The following is a 21,070-nucleotide window of genomic DNA, read 5'->3' on the forward strand; positions in this document are numbered from 1 at the left end:
TCGGGCCCGGGCTCAGCGGGCGATGTTCGCCCTCGCCGTCCGTACGGTGACCGGCTCGGCGAGACGCTGCTCGTCACAGGCCTTCTGGAGCGTCTCCAGGGTCTCGTCGAACGAGGGCCCGAGCCGCTTGCCCGGCGTGAAGGTCGCCGGGAGGTGGCGCATGCCCTGGATGACGCCGATCGACTCGTAGTGCACGGTGCCGTCGGGGTCGCAGCGGTAGTCCGGCATCCGGTCGAGTACGGCCGTCACCATGCGCTTGAACACGGTGCGCGCGACGTTCGAGCCGATGCAGCGGTGGATGCCGAGGCCGAAGGCATTGTGCCGGTTGCCCTTGCGCTCCAGGTCGACCCGGTCGGGGTCGGGGAACACGGACGGGTCCCGGTTGGCCATCGCCCAGGACAGCCAGAGGCGTTCGCCCTCCTTGAACTCCTGGCCGGCGATCTCACAGTCCGCGGAGATGGTGCGCCCGTCGCCCGGTGCGGGTGTGAAGAAGCGCAGGAACTCCTCGGTCGCGGGGTCCAGCAGGGTGTTCCGCTCGTGGCTGAGCCGGTCGCGCTCCTCAGGGTTCTGGGCCAGCCACTCCAGCGCGTGCGCGGTGAGGGCCGTCGTGGTGTCGAATCCGCCGCCGATGAGCAGGGCCAGTACGCCGACCAGCTCGTCGTCGGGCGGGGTCTTGCCGTTGATCTCGGCGCGCACGAGGGCGTCCACCAGGCCAGGCCTGGGCTTCTCGCGGGTCTGAACGATCGCCATGTACAGGGCCATGCCCATGTTCCGGCTCAACTCGGTGACCCGCTGTATGTCGGGCGAGTTCGGCGGTGTGTAGACCGAGGCGTGGGCCGGCTCGTTGTAGACGGTCCAGTCCTTGAGCGGGATTCCCATCATCGCCAGCGTGAGGACGGCCGGCACGACGTTGGCGAGGTCGTCGACGAAGTCGATCCGCCCCTCCTCGATCTTCTCGTCGAGGCAGGCGCGCACCACCTCGTCGACGAACGGGATCCAGCGGCTGACGGCCGCCGGGGAGAGGTAGGGGTTGAGTGTCTGGCGGTAGTGGCGCTGCTCCGGCGGGTCCATCTCCAGGAATCCGCCCCGGACTTCCTTGGCACGGGGCGGCGGCGGGATGGAGATGCCCTTGTAGCCGCGCCGCTCCCCTTTGACGTCATGGTCGTTGGAGAGGAACTCGGCGGACCGGGCCAGTTCGAAGACCTCACGGTTGCCGCTGGCGACCCAGTGACCGTCGTAGGTGTCCGACCAGGCGATGGGGCACTTGGCCTGCAGCTCATGGGTGGTCTCTTCGAACTTGTGGCGGTACTCCGGTGTGTGCCGGTCGAAGTGCACCCGGTGTTTCTTACGGTCGTCGTCCTTCTGGAAGTCGTCGACGGCCTCGCTCATGGGTCTTTCCCTCCCGATGCTCGGGAACACGGTGTTCAGTAGATGGCTGCTCAGAAGATGGAGATGGCCCGCTCGGGGCACGAGTGGACGGCTTCGCGCACGTCCTCTTCCTGATCGATGGGGACTTCTTCACTGACGGCCGAGGAGTGGCCGTCGATCTCGTCCAGCTGGAACGCCTTCGGAGCGATCATGGCGCAGAGCGTGTGGCCCTGGCAGCGCTCCGGGTCGACGCTGACCTTCACGACAAACCTCCCTGTCGCGGTTGGATTCCGTGGGATTCGGTTGGATTCCTGCAGTTCAGCGGCGCCAGTCGTACCACTTGAGGTAGCCGCCGGCGTCCACGCGCAGCTGTGTGCCGGTGATGTAGCGGGCCTCGTCGGAGGCGAGGAACAGGACGGCGTTGCTGATGTCCACCGGTTCGACGTACGGGATCGGCATGGCCTGCTGCACCGCGAACCCGGGCTCGGCGTCCTGCCGTGTCGGGTGCTCGAGGTCGGGGCGGAAGGACTTGTACATCGGTTCGCTCATCAGCATGTGGGTGTTGACGTTGGTCGGGTGGACGACGTTGGCGCGCTGCTTCAACGGGGCGAGATTCCGGGCGAGTTCGTGGACGTACTCCGACAGGGCGCGCTTGGCGTAGGCGTAGCCGGAGCCGCCCGGGTTGGAGCCGGGGGTCTGCACGATGCCGTACTCCATGAGGGCGGCGGTCGAGCCGGTGGCGATGACGGAGGCGCCCTCACGCAGGTGCGGAAGGGCGACCTGGATCGCGTTGATAGAACCGATCAGGTCGACGTCCACGGCGTCGCACCAGGCCTGGAGCTTGGGTTCGCCGTGCAGTGGGGCGATGCCGGCCTGCGCCACCACGATGTCCAGGCCGCCGAGTTCGGCGAGGCCCGTCTCCAGGGCGCCACGCAGCTGACCGACGTCGCGTACGTCGGCCTGGAGCGCCATGATGCGGCGGCCCTGCTCCTCGACCAGCCGGACCGTCTCCTTCAGGTCCTCGGGGGTGGCCATCGGATAGCCGACCGTCTCGTAGTCGCGGCACAGGTCCACCGCGATGATGTCGGCGCCCTCCTCGGCCAGCCGTACGGCGTGGCTGCGGCCCTGGCCACGCGCCGCGCCCGTGATGAACGCGACCTTGCCCTCAACTCGTCCCATCGGGGGGTCCCTTCTTCCCTACTTGGTCGGTCTTGCCGTTCAGCCCGCACGGGCGGGTGCTGCCGCGTCAGACAGGGCGTCGAGTGCTGGGCTCATGGCGCCGAGGCCCTGCCGATCCTGCGGTCTCGATTAACAAGAATCTCCCTCCCGAATGCGAGAACCATACTTTCACTATGCCTCACCCGGAAGGCTTGTGACGACTTTGCGTCAAGCCTGACAACGGGCTGACAAGGGCCTGACAGTACGCAGGGATGCACACCAGGGTCGTGACGCGACACCCCGGCCACGCTAAGGTTCTCTGTCAGCGAGTCCCGAGATCTCGTATTCAGAGAATTAGATTTCCAACCAGCCGGGAAGGGGACGGCATGCCACCCCCGAACAGTGCGCCGACCACCGCGAACCGCACGCGGCGCCTGCTCATCGACGGACAACTCGTCGGCGCCGACAGCACGTTCGCCACGCTGAATCCCGCCACCGGCGACGTCCTCGGCCAGGCTCCCGACGCCACGGCCGAGCAGGCCGAGGCCGCCGTGGCAGCCGCCCGCCGCGCCTTCGACACCACAAGCTGGCCGACCGACAACGAGTTCCGCGTCCACTGCCTCGGCCAGCTCCACCAGGCGCTCACCGAACACCTGGAAGAACTGCGCGAGTTGACGATCGCCGAGGCCGGCGCGCCCCGCATGCTCACCCACGGCCAGCAGCTCGACGAGCCCGTGGAACTGGTCCGCTACTACGCCGACCTGCTCGGGACCCATCCCTTGAGCGAGGACCTCGGCGTGGTCGAGTACCAGGGCCAGCGCCATCACCGCTGGGTGGAGAAGGAGGCCGGCGGAGTCCTCGCGGCGATCGTCCCGTACAACTACCCCACCCAACTCGCCCTCGCCAAGCTGGCTCCGGCGCTGGCGGCGGGCTGCACGGTCGTACTGAAGGGCGCCCCGGACACACCCCTGATCACGCTCGCGCTCGGCGAGCTGATCGCGGAGCACACGGACATCCCGTCGGGCGTGGTGAACGTCCTGACCTCCTCCGACGCGGCGATCGGCGAACTGCTCACCACGCACCCCGGCATCGACATGGTCAGCTTCACCGGGTCCACCGCCACCGGCCGCCGCATCATGGCCGCCGCGAGTGGCACGGTGAAGAAGGTCTTCCTCGAACTCGGCGGCAAGTCCGCCCTGATCGTGCTCGACGACGCCGACTTCGCCGCCGCGTCCCTCTATGCGGCGTACATGATCTGCCTGCACGCGGGCCAGAGCTGCGCGATCACCTCCCGGATGCTCGTGCCCAGGCAGCACCACGACGCGATCGTCGAGCAGGTCGCGGCCGCGCTCGACCGAGTGCGCCATGGCGATCCCGCCCACCCCAGGACGTACATGGGCCCGCTGATCAGTGAGCGGCAGCGCGACAAGGTCGACGGCATGGTGCAGCGGGCCGTGGCGGCGGGCGCGACCCTGGTGACCGGCGGAAAGCGGGTGGACCCCGGTTTCTTCTACACGCCGACGCTGCTCACCGGGGTCGACCCCGACAGTGAGCTGGCGCAGGAGGAGGTCTTCGGGCCGGTCCTCGCGGTCATCCCGTACGACGATGAGGACGACGCCGTACGCATCGCCAACGACTCGGTCTACGGGCTCTCCGGCGCGGTCCACAGCGGCGACCGCGACCGGGCGCTCGCGCTGGCACGGCGGATCAGGACCGGCACGTTCAGCATCAACGGCGGCAACTACTTCTTCCCCGACACCCCCTTCGGGGGCTACAAGCAGTCGGGCATCGGCAGGGAAAAAGGCGTGGACGGTCTGGAGGAGTTCATGGAGCGCAAGACGTTCGGGGAGGTGGTCGCATGAGTACGGACGGCCCGCTCACCGGGATACGGGTCCTCGAAGTGGCGATGTACGGGTTCGTGCCGTCGGCCGGTGCCGTGCTCGCCGACTGGGGCGCGGACGTGATCAAGGTGGAGCACGCCGTCAACGGCGATCCCCAGCGCGGGCTGCGGCAGACCGGCACGTTCAAGGTCGAGGGCGATCCGAACCCCAACGTGGAGCACGCGAACCGGGGCAAGCGCAGCATCGGCCTCGACATGGGGACTCCCGAGGGCAAGGAGGTGTTGTACGACCTGGTACGGCACTCGGATGTGTTCCTGACCAGCTTTCTGCCCTCGGCCCGGCGCAAGTTCGGCATCGACGTGGAGAACATCCGCGAGGTCAAGCCGGACATCGTCTACGCCCGCGGCAGCGCGCTGGGGCCGCGCGGCCGGGAGGCGGGCAAGGGCGGATACGACATGACGGCCTTCTGGGCCCGGGGCGGCACCGCCGCCAGCCTCACCCCGCCCGGCACGGAGGGGATGATCACTCCCCCGGCGCCCGCCTACGGGGACACGATCTCCGGTACGAACCTGGCCGGGGGCATCGCGGCGGCCCTGCTGAAGCGGGAGCGCACGGGCGAGCCGTCGGTCGTGGACGTCTCCCTGCTGGGCAGCGGCGTGTGGGCGATGGGCCACGGGATCGCCCTCTCCCTCCATCTCGACCGGGCCTGGGTGGCGCCGCCCGCAGGCGCGCACGGCTCCCCCACGAACCCGCTGTCCGGTGTGTACCGCACGGCCGACGACCACTACCTGTCGTTCGTGATGATGCAGCCGGGCAAGTTCTGGGCCGACGTGTGCCGGCACATCAACCGACCTGAGCTGGCGGAGGACCCGCGCTTCGCCACGGCCGAAGACATCGCCGCCAACACCGAAGAAGCCGTCAAGATCCTGCGCGAGGTGCTGGCCACCCGCACGCTCGCCGAGTGGACCGAGCGGTTCGCCACCCTCGCCGGGCCCTGGGCCCCCGTGCAGGACTCCCTTCAGGTGGGCGCCGACCCGCAGGTCAGGGCGAACGAGTACGTCGTCCGGGCCGGAGAGCTCGAACTGGCCGCGAATCCCGTCCAGTTCGACGTCGGCGCCCCGGAGCTCGGCCCGGCCCCCGAGTTCGCCGCGCAGACCGAGGAGATCCTGCTCGAACTGGGCCTGGACTGGGACCGCATCCTCGCGCTGAAGGCGGCGGGAGCGGTCACCTGAGTGAGCCATCGCCTTCAGCGTGAGGAGTGCTAAGCGCTCCGCTGGAAGAACGGTGAGGAACCCGCGGGCCGGTGAGGGCTGGTCGCGCCCACGCGGCGGAGCCGCACATTGATGCAGCCCCGCGCCCCTTACGGGGCGCGGTACCGCACCGAACTTAACCAAGGCCGCTTAGGAGGCGGTCGCGTGAGCACGGTTCTGTTTGACATCAGGCATCAGGCAAGGAAGGCGTGGCGCATGACGGAGCGACGTACGGCCATCGTCACGGGCGGTGGATCGGGTATCGGGCGCGCCATCGCGCTGCGGCTCGCCGAGGACGGCTTCGCCACCGCCGTACTCGATCTGAACGCGGAAGCGGCGGAGCGGGTGGCCGAGGAGTCACGCCAGAAGGGGCACGAGGCGGTCGCCTTCGGGGACGTCGACGTGTCCGACCGTGCGCAGGTGAACGACGCGGTGCGGCGCGTCCGGGAGACGCTGGGCCCGGTGCTCGTGCTCGTCAACAACGCGGGCCTGAGCGGGACCAAGAGCTTCCTGAAGATCACCGACGAGTCATGGAACCGGATCATGGCCGTGAACCTCAACGGCCCCTTCTACTGCTGCCAGTCGGTCGTGCCCGACATGAAGGACGCCGGGTGGGGCCGGATCGTGAACATCTCGTCGTCGAGCGCCCAGTCGGGGCAGCAGTTCATGACGCACTACGTCGCCTCGAAGGCCGGCCTCATCGGCTTCACCAAGGCCCTGGCTCTCGAACTGGGGCCGACGGGCATCACGGTGAACACCATCCCGCCCGGCTTCATCGACACCCCGATGCTCCGCGCCACGGAGGAGCGCGGCCACCTCGGCGGCTCGGTGGACCACCACGCGGAGCTCACACCGGTACGACGGCCGGGCCGGCCCGAGGACATCGCTGCCGCGTGTTCCTTCCTCGTGTCCGAGGAGGCCGGCTACATCACCGGTCAGGTGATCGGCGTCAACGGGGGCCGCAACACCTGAGCTGCTCCAGCACGCGCGGCGTCGCATGGTCGGCCAGTTGAACCAGCCCGACGAAGCGCATCGTCACCTCCGCGAACTGGTCGTGATTGACGGTTACTTGGGCACGTCCTGAGTATTCCGCCAGCCTTCCACGACCTCGATGATGTCTTGGTGACACGAGTGAGTGTCGAGCCGGTTGGTACGTATGGCATGGATCGTCAGGACCTGGTCCCGCTTCACCGGGGTGCCGTATGCCTTCTTCTCGACCAAGTCGATTCAGCCGCGGCTCCTGCGGGCCATCGCCCGGTCCGCCGCCTCCCAGTGCGCATCGGCCACCCACAGCCGTGCAAAGGCGCGTACCGCCTCGTCCGCCGAACTGCCGCCTCCGACAACGCGTTTGATCTCCCCCGCCGGAGCCGTGGCGAGCGACCTGGCCAGCGAGCGCCAGCCCTCCTCGAAGGAGGCGCGCGGCAGGATCCGGTCCACCAGTCCGACGCGTTGGGCTTCCTCGGCGTCGAGGACCGCTCCCGAACCCGCGAGCATCAGGGCCCTGCCCCGGCCGACCAGTGCGGCGAGCCGCTCGGCGCCGCCCCACGCGGGCATGATCGCCAACGTCACATGGTTGAAGCCGATCCTGATGTCGTCCGCGGCCACGCGGATGTCGGCGGCGACGGCGACCTCGGCGCCGCCGCCCAGGGCATGACCGTTGAGCGCGGCGATCACGGGGGCGGGGAAGTCCGCGAGCCGGTCGCAGATCCCGCGCATCCGCCGGGCCATGGCCGCCGCCTCGTCCTCGGTGCGGATCGCGGCGAGTTCCTTCAGGTCTCCCCCGGAGACGAACGCCCGGTCGCCGGCCCCCCTGACCACCAGGGCCTGTGCGCCCGCCGCCGCGTCGAGCGCCTTCTCCAACTCGCCCATGGTGTCGAGGGAGATGGCGTTGCGGGCGTGGGGGCGATCGATCGTGATGACGGCCAGGCCTTGGTCCAGTTCGAGGTCGATCACGCGAGTCCCCCCGAGGGATATGGGCCACGATATTGGCATTCTCAAATGGCGAGAATAGCATTTGCGCTGCTGATCGCCGCAAGTCTCACCGAGTACGTGCCGTCCGGCAAGAGTCCGCGCACGCACTCGACCTCCGTCTCGAAGACCTCGAAGAGCCGCCCACCGCACTGGAGGTAGCACGCATGCGAAAGATCCCTGCCGAGCTGGTCAAACACTATGAAGCCGAGGGCTGGTGGACCCGGGACACACTCGGGGACCTCCTGGCGCGTGGCCTGGCCGCGGCGCCCGACACCGAGTTCCGGGTGCACTCCGCCGTACGGCCCTGGTCCGGGACCTTCCGGGACGTGGAGCTGACCGCGCGCAGGCTCGCCGCCGGGCTGCGTGAGCGCGGCGTGGGTCCCGGTGACACCGTCGCCTTCCAGCTGCCCAACTGGATGGAGGCGGCCGCGGTCTTCTGGGCGTCGGCGTTCCTCGGTGCGGCCGTGGTGCCGATCGTCCACTTCTACGGGCGCAAGGAGGTCGGCTACATCCTCGACGCCGTCCAGCCCCGCGCCTTCATCGCCGCCGAGCGGTTCGGACGGCTGGAGTTCCAGCCCGACCTGTGTGCGAACGTCCCTGTCGTGGCCGTGGTGGGCCCCTCCCCCACTCTCGGCTTCGCTCGAGCGGGGGGACCCCCATCGCGGCGCGAGCCGCACATCGAATGCTTCGACGACCTCCTGAGTGACACCCCGCTGCCCGAGCCCCTCCGCGCCGACCCGACGGATCCCGCCCTGATCGCCTTCACCTCCGGCACGACCCGCGACCCGAAGGGCGTCGTCCACAGCCACCAGACGCTCGGCCACGAGACCCGCCAGCTCGCGGCGACCTACCCGCCCGACCGGGGCACACAGCTCACCGCGGCCCCCGTCGGCCACTTCATCGGCATGGTGAACGCCTTCCTGATCCCGGTCCTGGACGGAGCGCCGGTCCACCTCACGGACGTATGGGACCCGCACCAGGCACTGGAGTTGATGGTCAGTCACGATCTGCACATCGGAGGCGGCGCCCCCTACTACGTCACCAGTCTTCTCGACCACCCGGACTTCACCCCCGAGCATCTGCACCACATGAAGTACGCCGGCCTGGGCGGCGCGGCGGTCCCGGCGGCCGTCACCACCCGGCTCACGGATCTCGGGATCTGCGTCTTCCGCGCGTACGGCAGCACCGAGCACCCCTCGATCACCTCCTCCTGGTACTCGGCACCCGAGCCCAAGCGGCTGTTCACGGACGGCACGGCGCTGCCAGGTGTGGAGATCCGCCTTGACGAGGACGGCGAGATCCTCAGCCGGGGCCCCGACCTGTGCCTGGGCTACACCGACCCGGACCTCACCGAGCGCGCGTTCGACGACGAGGGCTGGTACCACACCGGCGACATCGGCGTACTCGACGAGGACGGCTACCTCACGATCACCGACCGCAAGGCCGACATCATCATCCGGGGCGGCGAGAACATCAGCGCGCTGGAGGTCGAGGAGGTCCTCCTCTCCCTGCCCGGCGTCGCGGAGGCCGCGGTCGTCACCGCCCCCGATGCCCGGCTCGGCGAACACGCCGCGGCCTTCCTGCGACTGAGGCCCGGTCACCCCCTCCCCACTCTCGACGAGATACGCGCCCACTTCGACGAGATCGGCCTGGCCCGGCAGAAGTGGCCGGAGGAACTGCACGAGGTCCAGGACTTCCCACGGACCCCGAGCGGCAAGGTCCAGAAGTTCAAGCTGCGGAAGGACATTGCCGTACGCACGTGAAGAGAATACGATTCTCTCAAATCGCAAAGGAGGGTCTCATGACGTCGCATGCGCTGCCGTTTCCGCTCTTCGACGCGGACAACCACCTGTACGAGCCCCCGGAGGCGCTGACCAGGCACCTCCCGAAGCAGTACGCAAACGCGGTCCAGTACGTGCAGGTCAACGGCCGCACAAAGATCGCGATCCGTGGCCAGATCAGCGACTACATCCCCAACCCCACCTTCGAGGTGGTGGCCCGGCCGGGGGCGTGGGAGGAGTACTTCCGCAACGGCAACCCGGAGGGCAAGTCACACCGGGAGCTGTTCGGCGAGCCGATGAAGTCGATCCCCGCGTTCCGCGAACCCGCGCCGCGCCTGGAGCTGATGGACGAGCTGGGGATCCAGCGGACGCTGATGTTCCCGACGCTGGCCAGCCTGATCGAGGAGCGGATGCGGGACGACCCGGAACTGATCCATGTGGTCGTCCACGCGCTCAACCAGTGGCTGCACGAGACCTGGCAGTTCAACTACAAGGACCGGATCTACACCACACCCGTGATCAGCCTGCCGATCCTGGACAAGGCGATCGCCGAACTGGAGTGGTGCCTGGAGCGCGGAGCGCGGGCCATTCTGGTCCGGCCCGCCCCCGTGCCCGGGCTCGCGGGGTCGCGGTCCTTCGCCCTGCCGGAGTTCGACCCCTTCTGGAAGCTGGTGGAAGAGGCCGGAGTCCTGGTGGGGATGCACTCCTCCGACAGCGGCTACTCCCGCTACGCGGGCGACTGGGAGGGCAAACAGCAGGAGATGACGCCCTTCCAGGCCCAGGTCTTCCGGATGCTGGGCGAGTGGCGGCCGGTCACCGACGCGGTGGCCTCCTGGGTCTGCCACGGAGCGCTGTTCCGGTTCCCAAAGCTCAAGATCGCCGTCATCGAGAACGGCTCCTCCTGGCTGGTGCCCCTCCTCGACCAGCTGACCGACGTCTACAAGAAGCAGCCGAAGGGGTTCCTCGGCGACCCGGTCGAGGCCGTCAAGTCGCGGATCCACATCAGCCCGTTCTGGGAGGAGGACATGGCCGAGCTGGCCGGGATCGTCGGCGTCGAGCGGGTGCTGTTCGGCTCCGACTATCCCCACCCCGAGGGCCTGGCCGACCCGGTCTCCTACATCGACGCGATCAAGGGCATGAGCGAGACCGACCAGGCCAAGATCATGGGTGGCAACCTCGCCCGGCTGATCGACGTATGAAGTGGGAGACCATCCCCCAGATGGTGCTCAGCGCGGCCGACCGCTTCGGTGACGCCGAAGCAGTCGTCGATGGGCCGCTCCGGCTCACCTTCCCGGAACTCATCGACCGGGTGCGGGTGGCCGCGGGTGCGTTCGCGTCGCTGGGGGTCAAGAAGGGTGACCGGGTGGCGATCTGGGCGCCCAACTCCGCCGAGTGGATCGTCGCCGCGTTCGGGCTGCTGACCGCCGGGGGTGTGCTGGTCCCGGTGAACACCCGGTTCAAGGCGGACGAGGCGCACGACATCGTCGGGCGGAGCGGAGCGAAGGCCGTCCTTGTCCAACAGGGCTTTCTGGGGCTGGAGTTCACTGCTCCGCCGGGCGTTCCGGTGATCGACCTGAAGTCGGACTTCCTCACGAGCGGTTCGCCGTACGAGCGCGAGGTGAGCGGTGAGCAGGTCGCCGACATCGTGTTCACCTCGGGGACGACGGGGCGGCCCAAGGGCGTACTGATGACCCACGCCCAGACGCTGCGGCTGTACGCGGAGTGGTGCGATCTGGCCGATCTGCGGGAGGGCGACCGCTATCTGATCGTCAACCCGTTCTTCCACATCTTCGGCTGGAAGGCGGGCTGCGTCGCCTCCCTGATCCGCGGTGCCACCATCCTCCCCGTGCCGGTCTTCGACGTGGACCGCGTGCTCGACCTGGTCGAGCACGAGAAGGTGACGATGCTGCCGGGCCCGCCCACGCTCTACCACTCCCTGCTTCAGGCGCAGGCGTCGGGCGGACGGGACCTGTCCTCGCTTCGCGCGGCGGTGACCGGGGCCGCCGACATCCCGGTCGAACTCATCCGCAGGATCCGCGGCGAACTGCCCTTCCAGTCGATCATGACCGGATACGGCCTGACCGAGGCGGGCACGGTCACCGCCTCCCGTCCCGGCGACTCCTTCGAGGACATCGCCACGACCGTCGGCACCCCGTGCGACGGCGTCGAAGTGCGCATCGCGGACGACGGCGAAGTGCTGGTGCGCGGCTACAGCGTCATGCTCGCCTACCTCGACGACCTCGACGCGACCGCCGAGGCGATCGACGAGGACGGCTGGCTGCACACCGGCGACCTCGGGACGCTCGACGACCGGGGGCACCTGCGGATCACCGGCCGCAAGAAGGACATGTTCATCGTGGGCGGCTTCAACGCCTACCCGGCCGAGATCGAGAGCTTCCTGCTGAAGCACCCGGCCGTGGCGCAGGTCGCGGTGATCGGCGTCCCGGACGAGCGGATGGGGCAGGTGGGCAAGGCCTTCGTCGTACGGCAGGGGCCGGTGACGGAATCGGAGCTCATCGACTGGAGCCGTGAGCGGATGGCCGGCTTCAAAGTGCCACGGTCCGTGGAGTTCCGCGATGAGTTGCCGCTGAACGCCACGGGCAAGGTGATGAAGGACCAACTGCGATGACGACGAGCGGACAAGCGGACCACCGGGAGGACGGCCTCCCGGCTCCCGCAGGAGAACGGAGATCCATCGTGACGACGAACAACGCCGCCGGCCTGACGGCGAAGATGCCGCTGACCCAGATAGAGCGACTCGACGAGGAGATCATCGCGCTCCTGGCGCGCCGCCGTGCGATGACCCAGGAACTCCCTCCCCCGGCCCGCGCCCGCGCCGTCGACCCCGACTTCGCGGAGACCGTACGGGACATCACGACCCGCTACCGCCAGGAACTCGGCGGTGCGGGTGAACTCGTCGCCCGCGCGGTCATGGTGCTGTGCCATCCCGGCCGTCGGTCCTGAAAGCGACGACGTCGGCCTCAGTACGACCTCGGCAGCCCCAGCACATGCTGGGAGACGTAGTTGAGCACCATCTCCTGGCTGATCGGGGCGAGTCGCAGCAGCCGGGACTCCCGGAAGTACCGCTCGACGTGGTATTCGCGGGCGTAGCCCATGCCGCCCAGCGTCTGTACGGCCCGGTCCGCGGCCTGGAAACCCGCGTCGGCGCACAGGAACTTGGCCATGTTCGCCTCGCGTCCGCACTCCAGGCCGCGGTCGTAGCGCCAGGCCGCGTTACGGGCCATCAGCCGGGCCGCGTCGAGTCGGGTCAGGCACTCGGCCAGGGGGAAGGCGATGCCCTGGTTCTGGCCGATGGGGCGGCCGAAGACGACCCGGTCGCGCGCGTAACGGGTCGCCGCGTCAAGCGCGGCCCGGCCGAGGCCCAGTGCTTCGTGGGCGAGCAGGATGCGTTCGGGGTTCAGGCCGTCGAGCAGATAGCGGAAGCCCTCGCCCTCCTCACCGATCCGGGCGTCGGCCGGGACGCGGAGGCCGTCGATGAAGATCTCGTTGGACGCGACGGCGTTGCGGCCCATCTTCGGGATCGGCCGGATGTCCATGGCGGTGCGGTCGACGTCGACGAGGAAGACGGAGATTCCCTTGGTCGGCTTGTCGACCTCCTCGCGCGGGGTGGTACGCGCCAGGAGGACCATCTTCTGCGAGTCTCCCGCCTTGGTGATCCAGATCTTCCGGCCGTTGATGACGTAGTGGTCGCCGTCACGGCGGGCGAAGGTGGAGATGCTGGTGGTGTCGGTGCCGGCGTCGGGTTCGGTTACCCCGAAGCAGACGTGGAGGTCCCCGGAGGCGGCGTGCGGCAGGATCTCGCGGCGCAGTTGCTCGCTGCCGTGCCGGGCAAGGACGTTCAGGCCGAAGATGGTCAGGTGCATGCTGCTGCAGCCGTTCATCCCGGCACCGGAGGCGGCCACCTCTTCGAGCAGCAGGGAGGCCTCCAGTACGCCCAGTCCTCCGCCGCCGTACTCCTCGGGAACGGCGATGCCCAGCCAGCCGGCCTTGGCGAAGGCGTTGTAGAAGTCCCAGGGGAACTCCGCTCGTTCGTCCCGCTCGGCCCAGTACTCGGGGCCGAAGGAGGCCGCCAGTTCGCGGACGCCCGCGCGGATGTCCTGCTGTTGCTCGGTCAACCCGAAGTCCACGGGGCTCTCCTCCACTACACGGGGAATCGCTATTCTACTAATCTGGTAACGTCATTCTCAATGCAAGGGGCCCACGTTGAACATCGCGATGCTCCTCGACATGGCCGTGGCGGGCGACCCCGACCGGGTGGCGATCGGCCCCCGCGGCTCCGGAACGACGTATGCGCGACTGCGGCGGACCGCCGCGGGTGTGGCGGCCGTCGTCCACGGGACAGGCGCACGGGAGTTGGTGTTCGCCGGGGTCAACGGCCCGGCCTTCCCTGTCCTGCTGTTCGGCGCGGCGCTGGCCGGCGTGCCGCTGGTACCGGTCAACTACCGGCTGTCCGCCGAGGCGTTGACCGGCCTGCTGGCCCACACCGAGAAGCCCGTGGTGGTCGCCGACAAGGCGTTCGCGGGCGCCTTCGCCGCCGCCGGTCTCGACGTCCGCACCCCCGAGGCCCTGCTGAAGGAGGGCCTCGCGGCAGAACCGGCCGAAGGCCTGGAGGGCTCCCCGGACGACCCGGCGGTGCTGCTGTTCACCAGCGGGACCACGGCGGCGCCCAAGGCGGCCGTGCTTCGTCATCGCCATCTGACCAGCTACATCCTGCAGACGGTCGAGTTCGCCTCCGCCGGGCCGGACGACGCCGTACTGACCAGCGTTCCGCCGTACCACGTCGCGGGCGTCGGCTCGGTGCTCAGCAACCTCTACGCCGGGCGCCGCATGGTGCACCTCGGCACCTTCGACCCCGCGGCCTGGCTGCGGCTGGTCCGCGCCGAGGGCGTGACCTCCGCGATGGTCGTACCGACCATGCTGGCCCGCGTCGTGGAGCACCTGGCAGGCAGCCCGGCCGACGTACCGACGCTGCGCTCACTGGCGTACGGCGGCGCCCGCATGCCGCACACCGTCCTGGAGGCGGCGCTGCGCGCCTTCCCCGAGACCGGTTTCACCAACGCCTACGGCCTCACCGAGACCAGCTCGACCATCGCCCTGCTGGGCCCCGAGGACCATCGCGCCGCCCTCTCCTCCGACGACCCCGCGGTGCGCGCCCGGCTCCGCTCGGCCGGCCGTATGGTCCCGGGCGTGGAGGCGGAGATCCGGGACGCGTCCGGCGCTGCCCAACCGCCTGGGATTCCCGGCGAGTTGTGGGTGCGCGGGCCCCAGGTGTCCGGGGAGTACAAGGGGTCGGACACCCTGCTCGACACGGACGGCTGGTTCCACACCCGCGATCTCGCCCACTTCGACGACGACGGCTATCTGTTCATCGAGGGCCGCACCGACGACACGATCATCCGCGGTGGGGAGAACATCGCCCCCGCGGAGGTCGAGGACGTACTGCTGCGGCATGACGCCGTGCGCGAGGCGGCGGTCGTGGGCGTGCCCGACGAGGAGTGGGGCGAGCGGATCGCCGCCTTCGTGGTCACCCACACGGGAGCGACCGTCGACGCCGAGGCGCTGCGCACCTGGGTGCGCAGCCATCTGCGCGGTTCCAAGACACCGGATGCGGTCGTCTTCCGCGATGAACTGCCGTACACGCCCACCGGAAAGCTGCTGCGGCGCGAGCTGCTGACGGCGATGCAGAGAGGCTGATGTCCGTGACGTCCTTCGCAGAGCTCCACGACATGACGGGCAAGGTGGCGGTGGTCACCGGCGGTTCGCGCGGTATCGGCCGGGCCATCGTGCAGACGCTGGCGGAGGCCGGCGCCGACGTCGTCATCGCCTCGCGCAAGATCGAGGCGTGTCAGGCCGTCGCCGAAGAGGTACGGGCGTCGACAGGGCGACGGGCCGTGGGCATCGCCTGCCACGTCGGACGGTGGGGTGACTGCGAGCGGCTCGTCTCCGAGACGCTGGAGCAGCTCGGCAGGCTCGACGTCCTCGTCAACAACGCCGGTATGTCGCCGCCGTACAAGAGTCTCGACGCGGTCAGCGAGGAGCTGTACGACAAGACCCTCGCCGTGAATCTGAAGGGCCCGTTCCGTCTGGCGGTCCTCGCGGCGAAGCACATGGCGGACCACGGCGGCGGCTCGGTCATCAACATCGGTACGGCCGGATCCCTGCTGGCGAGCGTCCATGAACTGCCGTATGCCTGCGCCAAGGCGGGCCTGAACGCCCTGACCGTGGGCCTGGCCGAGGCGTACGCGCCGAAGGTGCGCGTCAACGCCATCCTCCCGGGGCCGGTCCTCACCGGCGCCCACAAGGAGTGGGCGGCCGAGGACTTCGACACCTCGTTCGTGCCGCTGGGCCGGCTCGGGAACCCCGAGGACGTGGCACCTCTGGCCCTGCACTTCGCGAGTGCGGCCTCCAGCTTCACGACCGGCGCGATCGTCCGGGTCGACGGCGGGATCACGCGCAAGGTGTGAGTCGAGGCGGCCCCTCAAGCGGGGGCCGCCTCATCGAATTACGACTCTCAGCGGGCCGTGTCCTCGTGCCGGTACACCTGCCCGCCCTTCATCACGAACCGGACGTCCTCCGTCACCCCGATGTCCGTCAGCGGATCGCCGGGGACGGCGATGACGTCGGCCAGCAGACCGGCCTCCAGGCGGCCCCGGTCGTCCGCGTCGACGAGTTCGGCGGCGACGGTCGTGGCGGCCCGGATGGCCGCCAGCGGGGTCATGCCGCGGTCGACGAGGGCCAGCAGCTCCTTGGCGTTCCGGCCGTGCGGGATCGCCGGCGCGTCCGTACCGCAGGCTATACGGACCCCGCGTTCGACGGCCCTGGCGATGGTCGCCCTGGCACGGGGGAAGACGTCGGCGGCCTTGGCCTGCAGCTCGGGCGCCGCCTTCGACACGTCCATGCCGTCGGCGAGGTAGGTGGTCGCCACCAGGAACGTACCGCGTTCGACCATCAGATCGAGGGTCTCGTCGTCGGCGAGGAAGCCGTGCTCGATGCAGTCGATGCCCGCGTCAAGGGCGGCTCGGATCGTCCGGTCGCCCATGCAGTGAGCGGCCACCTTGAGTCCGGCGCGATGCGCCTCGTCGACGATCGCCCTCAGCTCGTCGTCGGAGTACTGCTGGGCGCCGGCCGGGCCGGTGTGCGACATGATGCCGTTCGAGGCGCAGACCTTGATGACCCGGGCCCCGTGCTTGATCTGGTAGCGGACCGCCTTGCGCACCTCGTCGACCCCGTTGGCGATGCCCTCCTCGACGGTGAGGGGCATGATGTGCGGCGCGAACGCCTGGAACATCGTGGGGTCGAGGTGCCCGCCGGTCGGCGTGATGGCGTGCCCGGCGGGGACGACCCGGGGCCCCTCGATCCAGCCGAGGTCGATCGCCTTCTTCAGCGCCACGTCGAGCAGGAGTCCCCCGGTCTGCACGAACAGACCGAGGTTCCGTACGGTCGTGAAGCCGGCGCGCAGGGTCCGGCGGGCGTTGGCGACGGCACGCAGGGTGCGTACGGCTGGGTCGTCCTGCACCGGATTGAGGGGACTGCGGTGGTCGGGCCCGCCGAGCAGCAGGTTGACCTCCATGTCCATCAGGCCCGGCAGCAGGGTCAGATCGCCGAGGTCGATCACCACAGCGTCCGCCGGGACAGTGGCGGGGGCGACCGCGGCGATGTGCTCGCCCTCGATCAACAGGTCGCCCGGTTCGACGAGTTCACCCTTGTCCACGTCGAGCATGCGGGCGCTGCGGAGGTGGACGGGCGGCTGCGGTGTACGGGGACGCGGCATCGGACGGTTCCCTCCTGCGCTCAGACCGCGGGTTCGATCACCGCGTCGATGCTCGCCGCCCCCGTGTCGGGGACCCTGGGCTGACGCCAGGCCTCGACCGGGAAGGCGACGGTCACCAGCGCGCAGAACAGCCACAGCAGCCGCTTGTCCTGTTCGGAGATGTCGTCCATGGAGACCTTCTGCAGGTATTCCGTTCCGGACGCGAGCAGCGGGAACGCCACGCTGTAGAAGGCGTCGAGCTCGTCCATGGTGGAGGTGATCCGCTTGGCGTAGCGGGCCTTCTCGGTCGGTATCGCCCAGTCGGCGAACGGCTCGAGCGCGGCGAACTCGGGCGGAAAGACGGTAGCCATGGTCGGGTCTCCTCGGGTCAGGACGCGGCCGGGGCGCCGGAGGTGCGCTGCTCGTACTCGCGGACGTACTGGCGGGCGGTGCTGTGCAGGTGGCGCAGGAGCACCTCCTGGTCGTTCAGCGGGAACTCCCCCACCGCACGCGACTCGAGCATGGTCTGCGTCGCCTCCAGGGTGTTGGCGTCCTGCAGGCCGTACTCCTTGAACGACACGGCGGCCAGCTCCTGCTGCAGCCGCTGGAAGGCGTTCTCCGGCGGGACGAAGTAGCAGGTCGCCTCGAAGATGTGCGTGTTGTAGGCGGTCGGCCAGTAGTGGTACGTGAGCACCCAGTTCGGCCGCCAGATCAGCAGCATGAAGTTGGGGAAGAAGAAGAACGTGTCCATGCCCCAGCGCTTGTCCCGGGTCGGGTTGACGGCGGGCGGCAGATCCTCCGTGGCGATACCGATGTCCGGCGCCTCCCAGGGGCCGAACAGACCGCTGCGCAGCGCCGCTTCGATGGGCTTGACCAACGTGCGGTCGCGCGGCGGGGCGATGCCTCCCCAGGAGGACACCATGCTGTGCGGGCCGTCGATGTCGTAGTGGAGCGCCTCGTAGCCGTACTTCTGGATCTTGCGGGCCTCGTCGGAGACGTACTGTCCCGCGTGCAGGATCGGCGCGTGGTAGAACTCGGCGAACGCGTCGATGAACAGCTTCCAGTTGGCGCCGATCTCCGCACGGTACTTGTGGGCCTGGGTCATCTTGTGGAACGGGTAGCCCTCGATGCCCTGGGCGAACTCACCCAGATACTCCCTGAGCGGAGTGGTGTTCTCCGGGTCGAGGTTCACGAAGATGAACCCCTCCCACACCTCGGTCTGCACCTGCTTGAGCCCGTACTGCGACTTGTCGAGGTCGAAGAACTCCTGCTCCTGCTGGACGAAGGCGAGCTTTCCCTCGAGGTCGTAGCGCCAGGCGTGGTACTTGCAGGTGAACTGGCGGCAGACTCCGCTGGTCTCCTCGCGCGGGAAGTCGTTCCACACCAGCTTGTTGCCGCGGTGCCGGCACACGTTGTGGAAGGCACGCACCTCGTCGTCCGTGCCCCGCGCCACGATCACCGACGTACGCGCCGCGTCCAGCTCCTTGGTGAAGAAGCTGCCCCGCTTGGGGAGTTGCTCGAGGCGGCCGACGTTCAGCCAGGTCCGGCGGAAGATGGCGTCCCGCTCGATGTCGTAGTGGCCGGGCGAGATGGAGTCCTCGTACGAGACCGGTTCCGTGTCGATCTTGAGGTGTTCGGTCCAGCTGCCCTCATCGGGCTTCTTGAAGTGCGCCATGGGCCCTGGTCCTCCAGTCGGCTGTACTCAGCGCGATAATCGAGGTCTTCGTGAATGAGAATGCTATTCTCACTCGCGATCAGCGTCAAGTCAGCAACCTGTCAGGGAATCGTCAGGTGACGATCCTGGGCGCGCAGCAAGCCGGGCGAGAATGCCACTCTCAAAAATGCACATTATGGATTCCGGCAGGCAGAGAATTGTGCTAGCGTCCCTCGGCGTCAGGTGCTCCGGCAGGGAGGCGGCTAGGACCGTGACCGACTTCGAGGCGATCGACTTCTTCCGCGACGAGAGGCTCGTGGCAGACCCGTATCCCTACTTCGACGCACTGCGCGGGCAGTGCCCCGTACGCCGCGAGAAGCACCACGACGTGATGATGGTGACGGGGTACGAGGAGGCGGTGCAGGTCTACAACGACACCGACACCTTCTCCTCGTGCACTTCTGTCACGGGCCCCTTCCCCGGGTTCCCGGTCCCGCTCGATGGCGACGACGTGAGCGAGCTCATCGAGCAGCACCGTGCCGAGCTCCCGATGAGCGACCAGCTCCCGACCATGGACCCGCCCCAGCACACGGACCACCGCGCCCTGCTGATGCGGCTGATCACGCCGAAGCGCCTCAAGGAGAACGAGGCGTCCATGTGGCACCTCGCCGACGGTCTGCTGGACACGTATCTCGCCCCCGGTGAGGGCGAGTTCATCAGCGGGTTCGCGGGGCCCTTCACCCTGCTCGTCATCGCCGACCTGCTCGGCGTGCCCGAGGAGGACCGCCAAGACTTCATGGCGAAGCTCCAGCGCCGGCCGCAGGACGGGGCAGGTGTCGGCAGCACCGGCGACGACACGCTGCACCACTCGCCGCTGGAATACCTCTACGGGCGGTTCACGACGTACGTCGAGGATCGCCGCCGCGAGCCGCGCGAGGACGTCCTCACGGGGCTGGCCACCGCGACCTTCCCGGACGGGTCGGTCCCCGACGTCGCCGATGTCGTCCGTATCGCCGCCAACCTCTTCGCCGCGGGCCAGGAGACCACCGTCCGCCTCCTCAGCTCCGCGCTCAAGATCATGGCCGAGCAGCCCGAGCTGCAGCGGATGCTGCGCGCCGAGCGCGACCGCATCCCCAGCTTCATCGAGGAGACCCTGCGCATCGAGAGCCCGATCAAGGGCGACTTCCGGCTGGCGAAGGTGCCGACCACGGTTGGCGGGGTCGACGTCCCCGCCGGTACCACCCTGATGGTGCTGAACGGCGCCGCGAACCACGACCCGCGCCAGTTCGAGGACCCGACGGCGTTCGACGCCGGCCGGACCAACGTGCGGCGTCATCTCTCGTTCGGCCGCGGGATCCACTCCTGTCCGGGAGCACCGCTCGCCCGCGCCGAGGCCCGGGTGAGCATCGAGCGGCTGCTGGACCGTACGTCCGACATCAGGATCTCGGAGCGCGTCCACGGGCCCGCGGACGCCCGCCGCTACCAGTACGTTCCGACGTTCATCCTGCGCGGCCTGACCCATCTGAACCTGGAGTTCACGCCGGCGGAGAGCGAGGCGCGATGAAGGTCACCGTCGACGACGACCGCTGCCGCGGCCACGGGGTGTGCTGCTCGCTCTGCCCCGAGGTGTTCGACCTGAGCGACGACGGCTACGCCGTGGCACAAACGCCGGACGTTCCCGAGGAGTTCGAGAACGCGGTGCGCTCCGCCGCCGGCATGTGCCCCGAGCGGGCCATCACCGTCGGCTGACGACGAGGAGAACCGATGCCGAAGGCGTACGTCATCCTGACCGAGGCCATCAAGGACCCGGCCGGCATGGAGGCTTACGGGCGGGCCGCCGCACCCTCGATGACCGAGGGCGGCGCCTCGGTCCTGGCGGCCGATCGGCGGCCCCAGGTCCTCGAAGGTGACTGGCACGGCGACCAGACCGTCGTCCTCGAATTCGAATCGGTGGAGACGGCCCGGGCCTGGTACGCATCGGCCGGGTACGAGAAGGCGAAGTCGCTGCGGCAGTCGGCGGCCGACACCAACGCCGTGATCGTTGTCGGCTTCGAGCCGCCGCCCGGCCGCGGATGAGCGTCGGCCACGCCCTTCAGCGCCGAGAAGCCGGCGGCTCTGTATCCCACCCACGCCGGGTTCGTCGCGAAGTGGTCGGCCGGCACGGCGGAGGGTGCGGCCGCGGAGTTCATCCGCCCGGCGGACGCTGCTGAACTGGTCGAGGCAGCCGCCGAGTCCGGCATCGGCGGCTGACCCCGCGCCCCGTACGGCGGGGTGTG

General features: G+C 69.1%; 20 protein-coding genes and 1 pseudogene. 13 read left to right on the forward strand and 8 right to left on the reverse strand.

The features are described 5' to 3' along the window. Positions 1 to 12 precede the first annotated feature (12 nt). Genes ACYVO6_RS10530 through ACYVO6_RS10540 form a run of 3 tightly spaced genes read right to left on the reverse strand, consistent with a single transcriptional unit; the run spans position 13 to position 2,547 of the window. Positions 13 to 1,389: a cytochrome P450 gene (locus ACYVO6_RS10530; RefSeq protein WP_461059676.1), complete on the reverse strand. Its 1,377-nt coding sequence runs from the start codon at positions 1,387 to 1,389 to the stop codon at positions 13 to 15. A 50-nt stretch (positions 1,390 to 1,439) separates the two neighbouring features. Continuing rightward, positions 1,440 to 1,631, reverse strand: coding sequence for a ferredoxin (locus ACYVO6_RS10535; RefSeq protein ID WP_461059678.1), 192 nt, complete (start codon positions 1,629 to 1,631; stop codon positions 1,440 to 1,442). A 55-nt stretch (positions 1,632 to 1,686) separates the two neighbouring features. Further along, entirely contained in the window at positions 1,687 to 2,547 is an 861-nt protein-coding gene (locus tag ACYVO6_RS10540; RefSeq protein ID WP_461059680.1) for a mycofactocin-coupled SDR family oxidoreductase, read from the reverse strand. A gap of 365 nt (positions 2,548 to 2,912) precedes the next feature. On the opposite strand from ACYVO6_RS10540, the gene ACYVO6_RS10545 reads away from it, so the two are divergent. The 3 genes from ACYVO6_RS10545 to ACYVO6_RS10555 all read left to right on the forward strand — a co-directional run bounded on the left by ACYVO6_RS10545 (position 2,913) and on the right by ACYVO6_RS10555 (position 6,589). Next, positions 2,913 to 4,388 (forward strand): aldehyde dehydrogenase family protein, encoded by a 1,476-nt coding sequence (locus ACYVO6_RS10545; RefSeq protein WP_461059682.1) that lies wholly within the window; start codon positions 2,913 to 2,915, stop codon positions 4,386 to 4,388. Then, positions 4,385 to 5,599: a CaiB/BaiF CoA transferase family protein gene (locus ACYVO6_RS10550; RefSeq protein ID WP_461059684.1), complete on the forward strand. Its 1,215-nt coding sequence runs from the start codon at positions 4,385 to 4,387 to the stop codon at positions 5,597 to 5,599. Before ACYVO6_RS10545 ends, ACYVO6_RS10550 begins: the two co-directional genes overlap by 4 nt. A gap of 234 nt (positions 5,600 to 5,833) precedes the next feature. After that, positions 5,834 to 6,589: an SDR family NAD(P)-dependent oxidoreductase gene (locus ACYVO6_RS10555; RefSeq protein WP_461059686.1), complete on the forward strand. Its 756-nt coding sequence runs from the start codon at positions 5,834 to 5,836 to the stop codon at positions 6,587 to 6,589. Positions 6,590 to 6,844: 255 nt separating this feature from the next. Here the strand turns inward: ACYVO6_RS10555 and ACYVO6_RS10560 are convergent, their stop codons facing one another. Then, the gene (locus tag ACYVO6_RS10560) at positions 6,845 to 7,570 is read right to left on the reverse strand and encodes an enoyl-CoA hydratase/isomerase family protein (RefSeq protein ID WP_461059688.1); all 726 of its coding nucleotides are present in this window, start codon (positions 7,568 to 7,570) and stop codon (positions 6,845 to 6,847) included. Positions 7,571 to 7,752: 182 nt separating this feature from the next. Between ACYVO6_RS10560 and ACYVO6_RS10565 the strand changes: the two genes are divergently transcribed. The 4 genes from ACYVO6_RS10565 to ACYVO6_RS10580 all read left to right on the forward strand — a co-directional run bounded on the left by ACYVO6_RS10565 (position 7,753) and on the right by ACYVO6_RS10580 (position 12,333). Continuing rightward, positions 7,753 to 9,351, forward strand: coding sequence for an AMP-binding protein (locus ACYVO6_RS10565; RefSeq protein ID WP_461059690.1), 1,599 nt, complete (start codon positions 7,753 to 7,755; stop codon positions 9,349 to 9,351). A gap of 38 nt (positions 9,352 to 9,389) precedes the next feature. Continuing rightward, positions 9,390 to 10,568 carry an amidohydrolase family protein gene (locus ACYVO6_RS10570; protein ID WP_461059692.1) on the forward strand — a complete coding sequence of 393 codons (1,179 nt, stop codon included), beginning with the start codon at positions 9,390 to 9,392 and terminating at the stop codon, positions 10,566 to 10,568. After that, a complete protein-coding gene (locus ACYVO6_RS10575; RefSeq protein WP_461059694.1) occupies positions 10,565 to 11,998 on the forward strand; it encodes a FadD3 family acyl-CoA ligase in 1,434 nt (477 codons plus the stop codon). The genes ACYVO6_RS10570 and ACYVO6_RS10575 overlap by 4 nt, the downstream gene beginning before the upstream one ends. 68 nt (positions 11,999 to 12,066) lie before the next feature. Then, positions 12,067 to 12,333, forward strand: coding sequence for a hypothetical protein (locus ACYVO6_RS10580; RefSeq protein WP_461059696.1), 267 nt, complete (start codon positions 12,067 to 12,069; stop codon positions 12,331 to 12,333). Between the two features lie 17 nt (positions 12,334 to 12,350). Here ACYVO6_RS10580 and ACYVO6_RS10585 read toward each other — a convergent pair whose 3' ends face one another. Further along, complete coding sequence (locus ACYVO6_RS10585) at positions 12,351 to 13,517, reverse strand: acyl-CoA dehydrogenase family protein (protein WP_461059698.1); 1,167 nt, start codon at positions 13,515 to 13,517, stop codon at positions 12,351 to 12,353. Between the two features lie 76 nt (positions 13,518 to 13,593). On the opposite strand from ACYVO6_RS10585, the gene ACYVO6_RS10590 reads away from it, so the two are divergent. Continuing rightward, positions 13,594 to 15,084: a class I adenylate-forming enzyme family protein gene (locus ACYVO6_RS10590; RefSeq protein ID WP_461059700.1), complete on the forward strand. Its 1,491-nt coding sequence runs from the start codon at positions 13,594 to 13,596 to the stop codon at positions 15,082 to 15,084. Next, positions 15,084 to 15,854, forward strand: coding sequence for an SDR family NAD(P)-dependent oxidoreductase (locus ACYVO6_RS10595; protein ID WP_461059702.1), 771 nt, complete (start codon positions 15,084 to 15,086; stop codon positions 15,852 to 15,854). The genes ACYVO6_RS10590 and ACYVO6_RS10595 overlap by 1 nt, the downstream gene beginning before the upstream one ends. Positions 15,855 to 15,901: 47 nt before the next feature. On the opposite strand, the gene ACYVO6_RS10600 is transcribed toward ACYVO6_RS10595, so the two are convergent. From ACYVO6_RS10600 to ACYVO6_RS10610, 3 genes are read right to left on the reverse strand one after another with little or no spacing between them, the layout of a single operon-like run. Then, the gene (locus ACYVO6_RS10600) at positions 15,902 to 17,161 is read right to left on the reverse strand and encodes a metal-dependent hydrolase family protein (RefSeq protein WP_461059704.1); all 1,260 of its coding nucleotides are present in this window, start codon (positions 17,159 to 17,161) and stop codon (positions 15,902 to 15,904) included. A gap of 20 nt (positions 17,162 to 17,181) precedes the next feature. Continuing rightward, a complete protein-coding gene (locus tag ACYVO6_RS10605; protein WP_461059706.1) occupies positions 17,182 to 17,511 on the reverse strand; it encodes a hypothetical protein in 330 nt (109 codons plus the stop codon). A gap of 17 nt (positions 17,512 to 17,528) precedes the next feature. Then, positions 17,529 to 18,815: an aromatic ring-hydroxylating oxygenase subunit alpha gene (locus ACYVO6_RS10610; RefSeq protein WP_461059708.1), complete on the reverse strand. Its 1,287-nt coding sequence runs from the start codon at positions 18,813 to 18,815 to the stop codon at positions 17,529 to 17,531. Between the two features lie 250 nt (positions 18,816 to 19,065). On the opposite strand from ACYVO6_RS10610, the gene ACYVO6_RS10615 reads away from it, so the two are divergent. The 4 genes and pseudogenes from ACYVO6_RS10615 to ACYVO6_RS10630 all read left to right on the forward strand — a co-directional run. After that, positions 19,066 to 20,358 (forward strand): cytochrome P450, encoded by a 1,293-nt coding sequence (locus ACYVO6_RS10615; RefSeq protein ID WP_461059710.1) that lies wholly within the window; start codon positions 19,066 to 19,068, stop codon positions 20,356 to 20,358. Further along, positions 20,355 to 20,543, forward strand: coding sequence for a ferredoxin (locus ACYVO6_RS10620; protein ID WP_461059712.1), 189 nt, complete (start codon positions 20,355 to 20,357; stop codon positions 20,541 to 20,543). Before ACYVO6_RS10615 ends, ACYVO6_RS10620 begins: the two co-directional genes overlap by 4 nt. A 15-nt stretch (positions 20,544 to 20,558) precedes the next feature. Then, the gene (locus ACYVO6_RS10625) at positions 20,559 to 20,870 is read left to right on the forward strand and encodes a DUF1330 domain-containing protein (RefSeq protein ID WP_461059714.1); all 312 of its coding nucleotides are present in this window, start codon (positions 20,559 to 20,561) and stop codon (positions 20,868 to 20,870) included. Between the two features lie 15 nt (positions 20,871 to 20,885). Next, positions 20,886 to 21,044: pseudogene (locus tag ACYVO6_RS10630) on the forward strand (alpha/beta hydrolase domain-containing protein); the annotation flags it as partial. Positions 21,045 to 21,070: the final 26 nt, after the last annotated feature.

Source organism: Streptomyces pseudoechinosporeus, assembly GCF_054783935.1.

What these genes read in the sequence shown, in the direction of transcription:
- ACYVO6_RS10530 (WP_461059676.1), bottom strand. Translation starts at nt 1,389, where the DNA reads ATGAGCGAGGCCGTCGACGACTTCCAGAAGGACGACGACCGTAAGAAA.
- ACYVO6_RS10540 (WP_461059680.1), bottom strand. Translation starts at nt 2,547, where the DNA reads ATGGGACGAGTTGAGGGCAAGGTCGCGTTCATCACGGGCGCGGCGCGT.
- ACYVO6_RS10545 (WP_461059682.1), top strand. Translation starts at nt 2,913, where the DNA reads ATGCCACCCCCGAACAGTGCGCCGACCACCGCGAACCGCACGCGGCGC.
- ACYVO6_RS10550 (WP_461059684.1), top strand. Translation starts at nt 4,385, where the DNA reads ATGAGTACGGACGGCCCGCTCACCGGGATACGGGTCCTCGAAGTGGCG.
- ACYVO6_RS10555 (WP_461059686.1), top strand. Translation starts at nt 5,834, where the DNA reads ATGACGGAGCGACGTACGGCCATCGTCACGGGCGGTGGATCGGGTATC.
- ACYVO6_RS10565 (WP_461059690.1), top strand. Translation starts at nt 7,753, where the DNA reads ATGCGAAAGATCCCTGCCGAGCTGGTCAAACACTATGAAGCCGAGGGC.
- ACYVO6_RS10570 (WP_461059692.1), top strand. Translation starts at nt 9,390, where the DNA reads ATGACGTCGCATGCGCTGCCGTTTCCGCTCTTCGACGCGGACAACCAC.
- ACYVO6_RS10575 (WP_461059694.1), top strand. Translation starts at nt 10,565, where the DNA reads ATGAAGTGGGAGACCATCCCCCAGATGGTGCTCAGCGCGGCCGACCGC.
- ACYVO6_RS10595 (WP_461059702.1), top strand. Translation starts at nt 15,084, where the DNA reads ATGTCCGTGACGTCCTTCGCAGAGCTCCACGACATGACGGGCAAGGTG.
- ACYVO6_RS10600 (WP_461059704.1), bottom strand. Translation starts at nt 17,161, where the DNA reads ATGCCGCGTCCCCGTACACCGCAGCCGCCCGTCCACCTCCGCAGCGCC.
- ACYVO6_RS10605 (WP_461059706.1), bottom strand. Translation starts at nt 17,511, where the DNA reads ATGGCTACCGTCTTTCCGCCCGAGTTCGCCGCGCTCGAGCCGTTCGCC.
- ACYVO6_RS10610 (WP_461059708.1), bottom strand. Translation starts at nt 18,815, where the DNA reads ATGGCGCACTTCAAGAAGCCCGATGAGGGCAGCTGGACCGAACACCTC.
- ACYVO6_RS10620 (WP_461059712.1), top strand. Translation starts at nt 20,355, where the DNA reads ATGAAGGTCACCGTCGACGACGACCGCTGCCGCGGCCACGGGGTGTGC.
- ACYVO6_RS10625 (WP_461059714.1), top strand. Translation starts at nt 20,559, where the DNA reads ATGCCGAAGGCGTACGTCATCCTGACCGAGGCCATCAAGGACCCGGCC.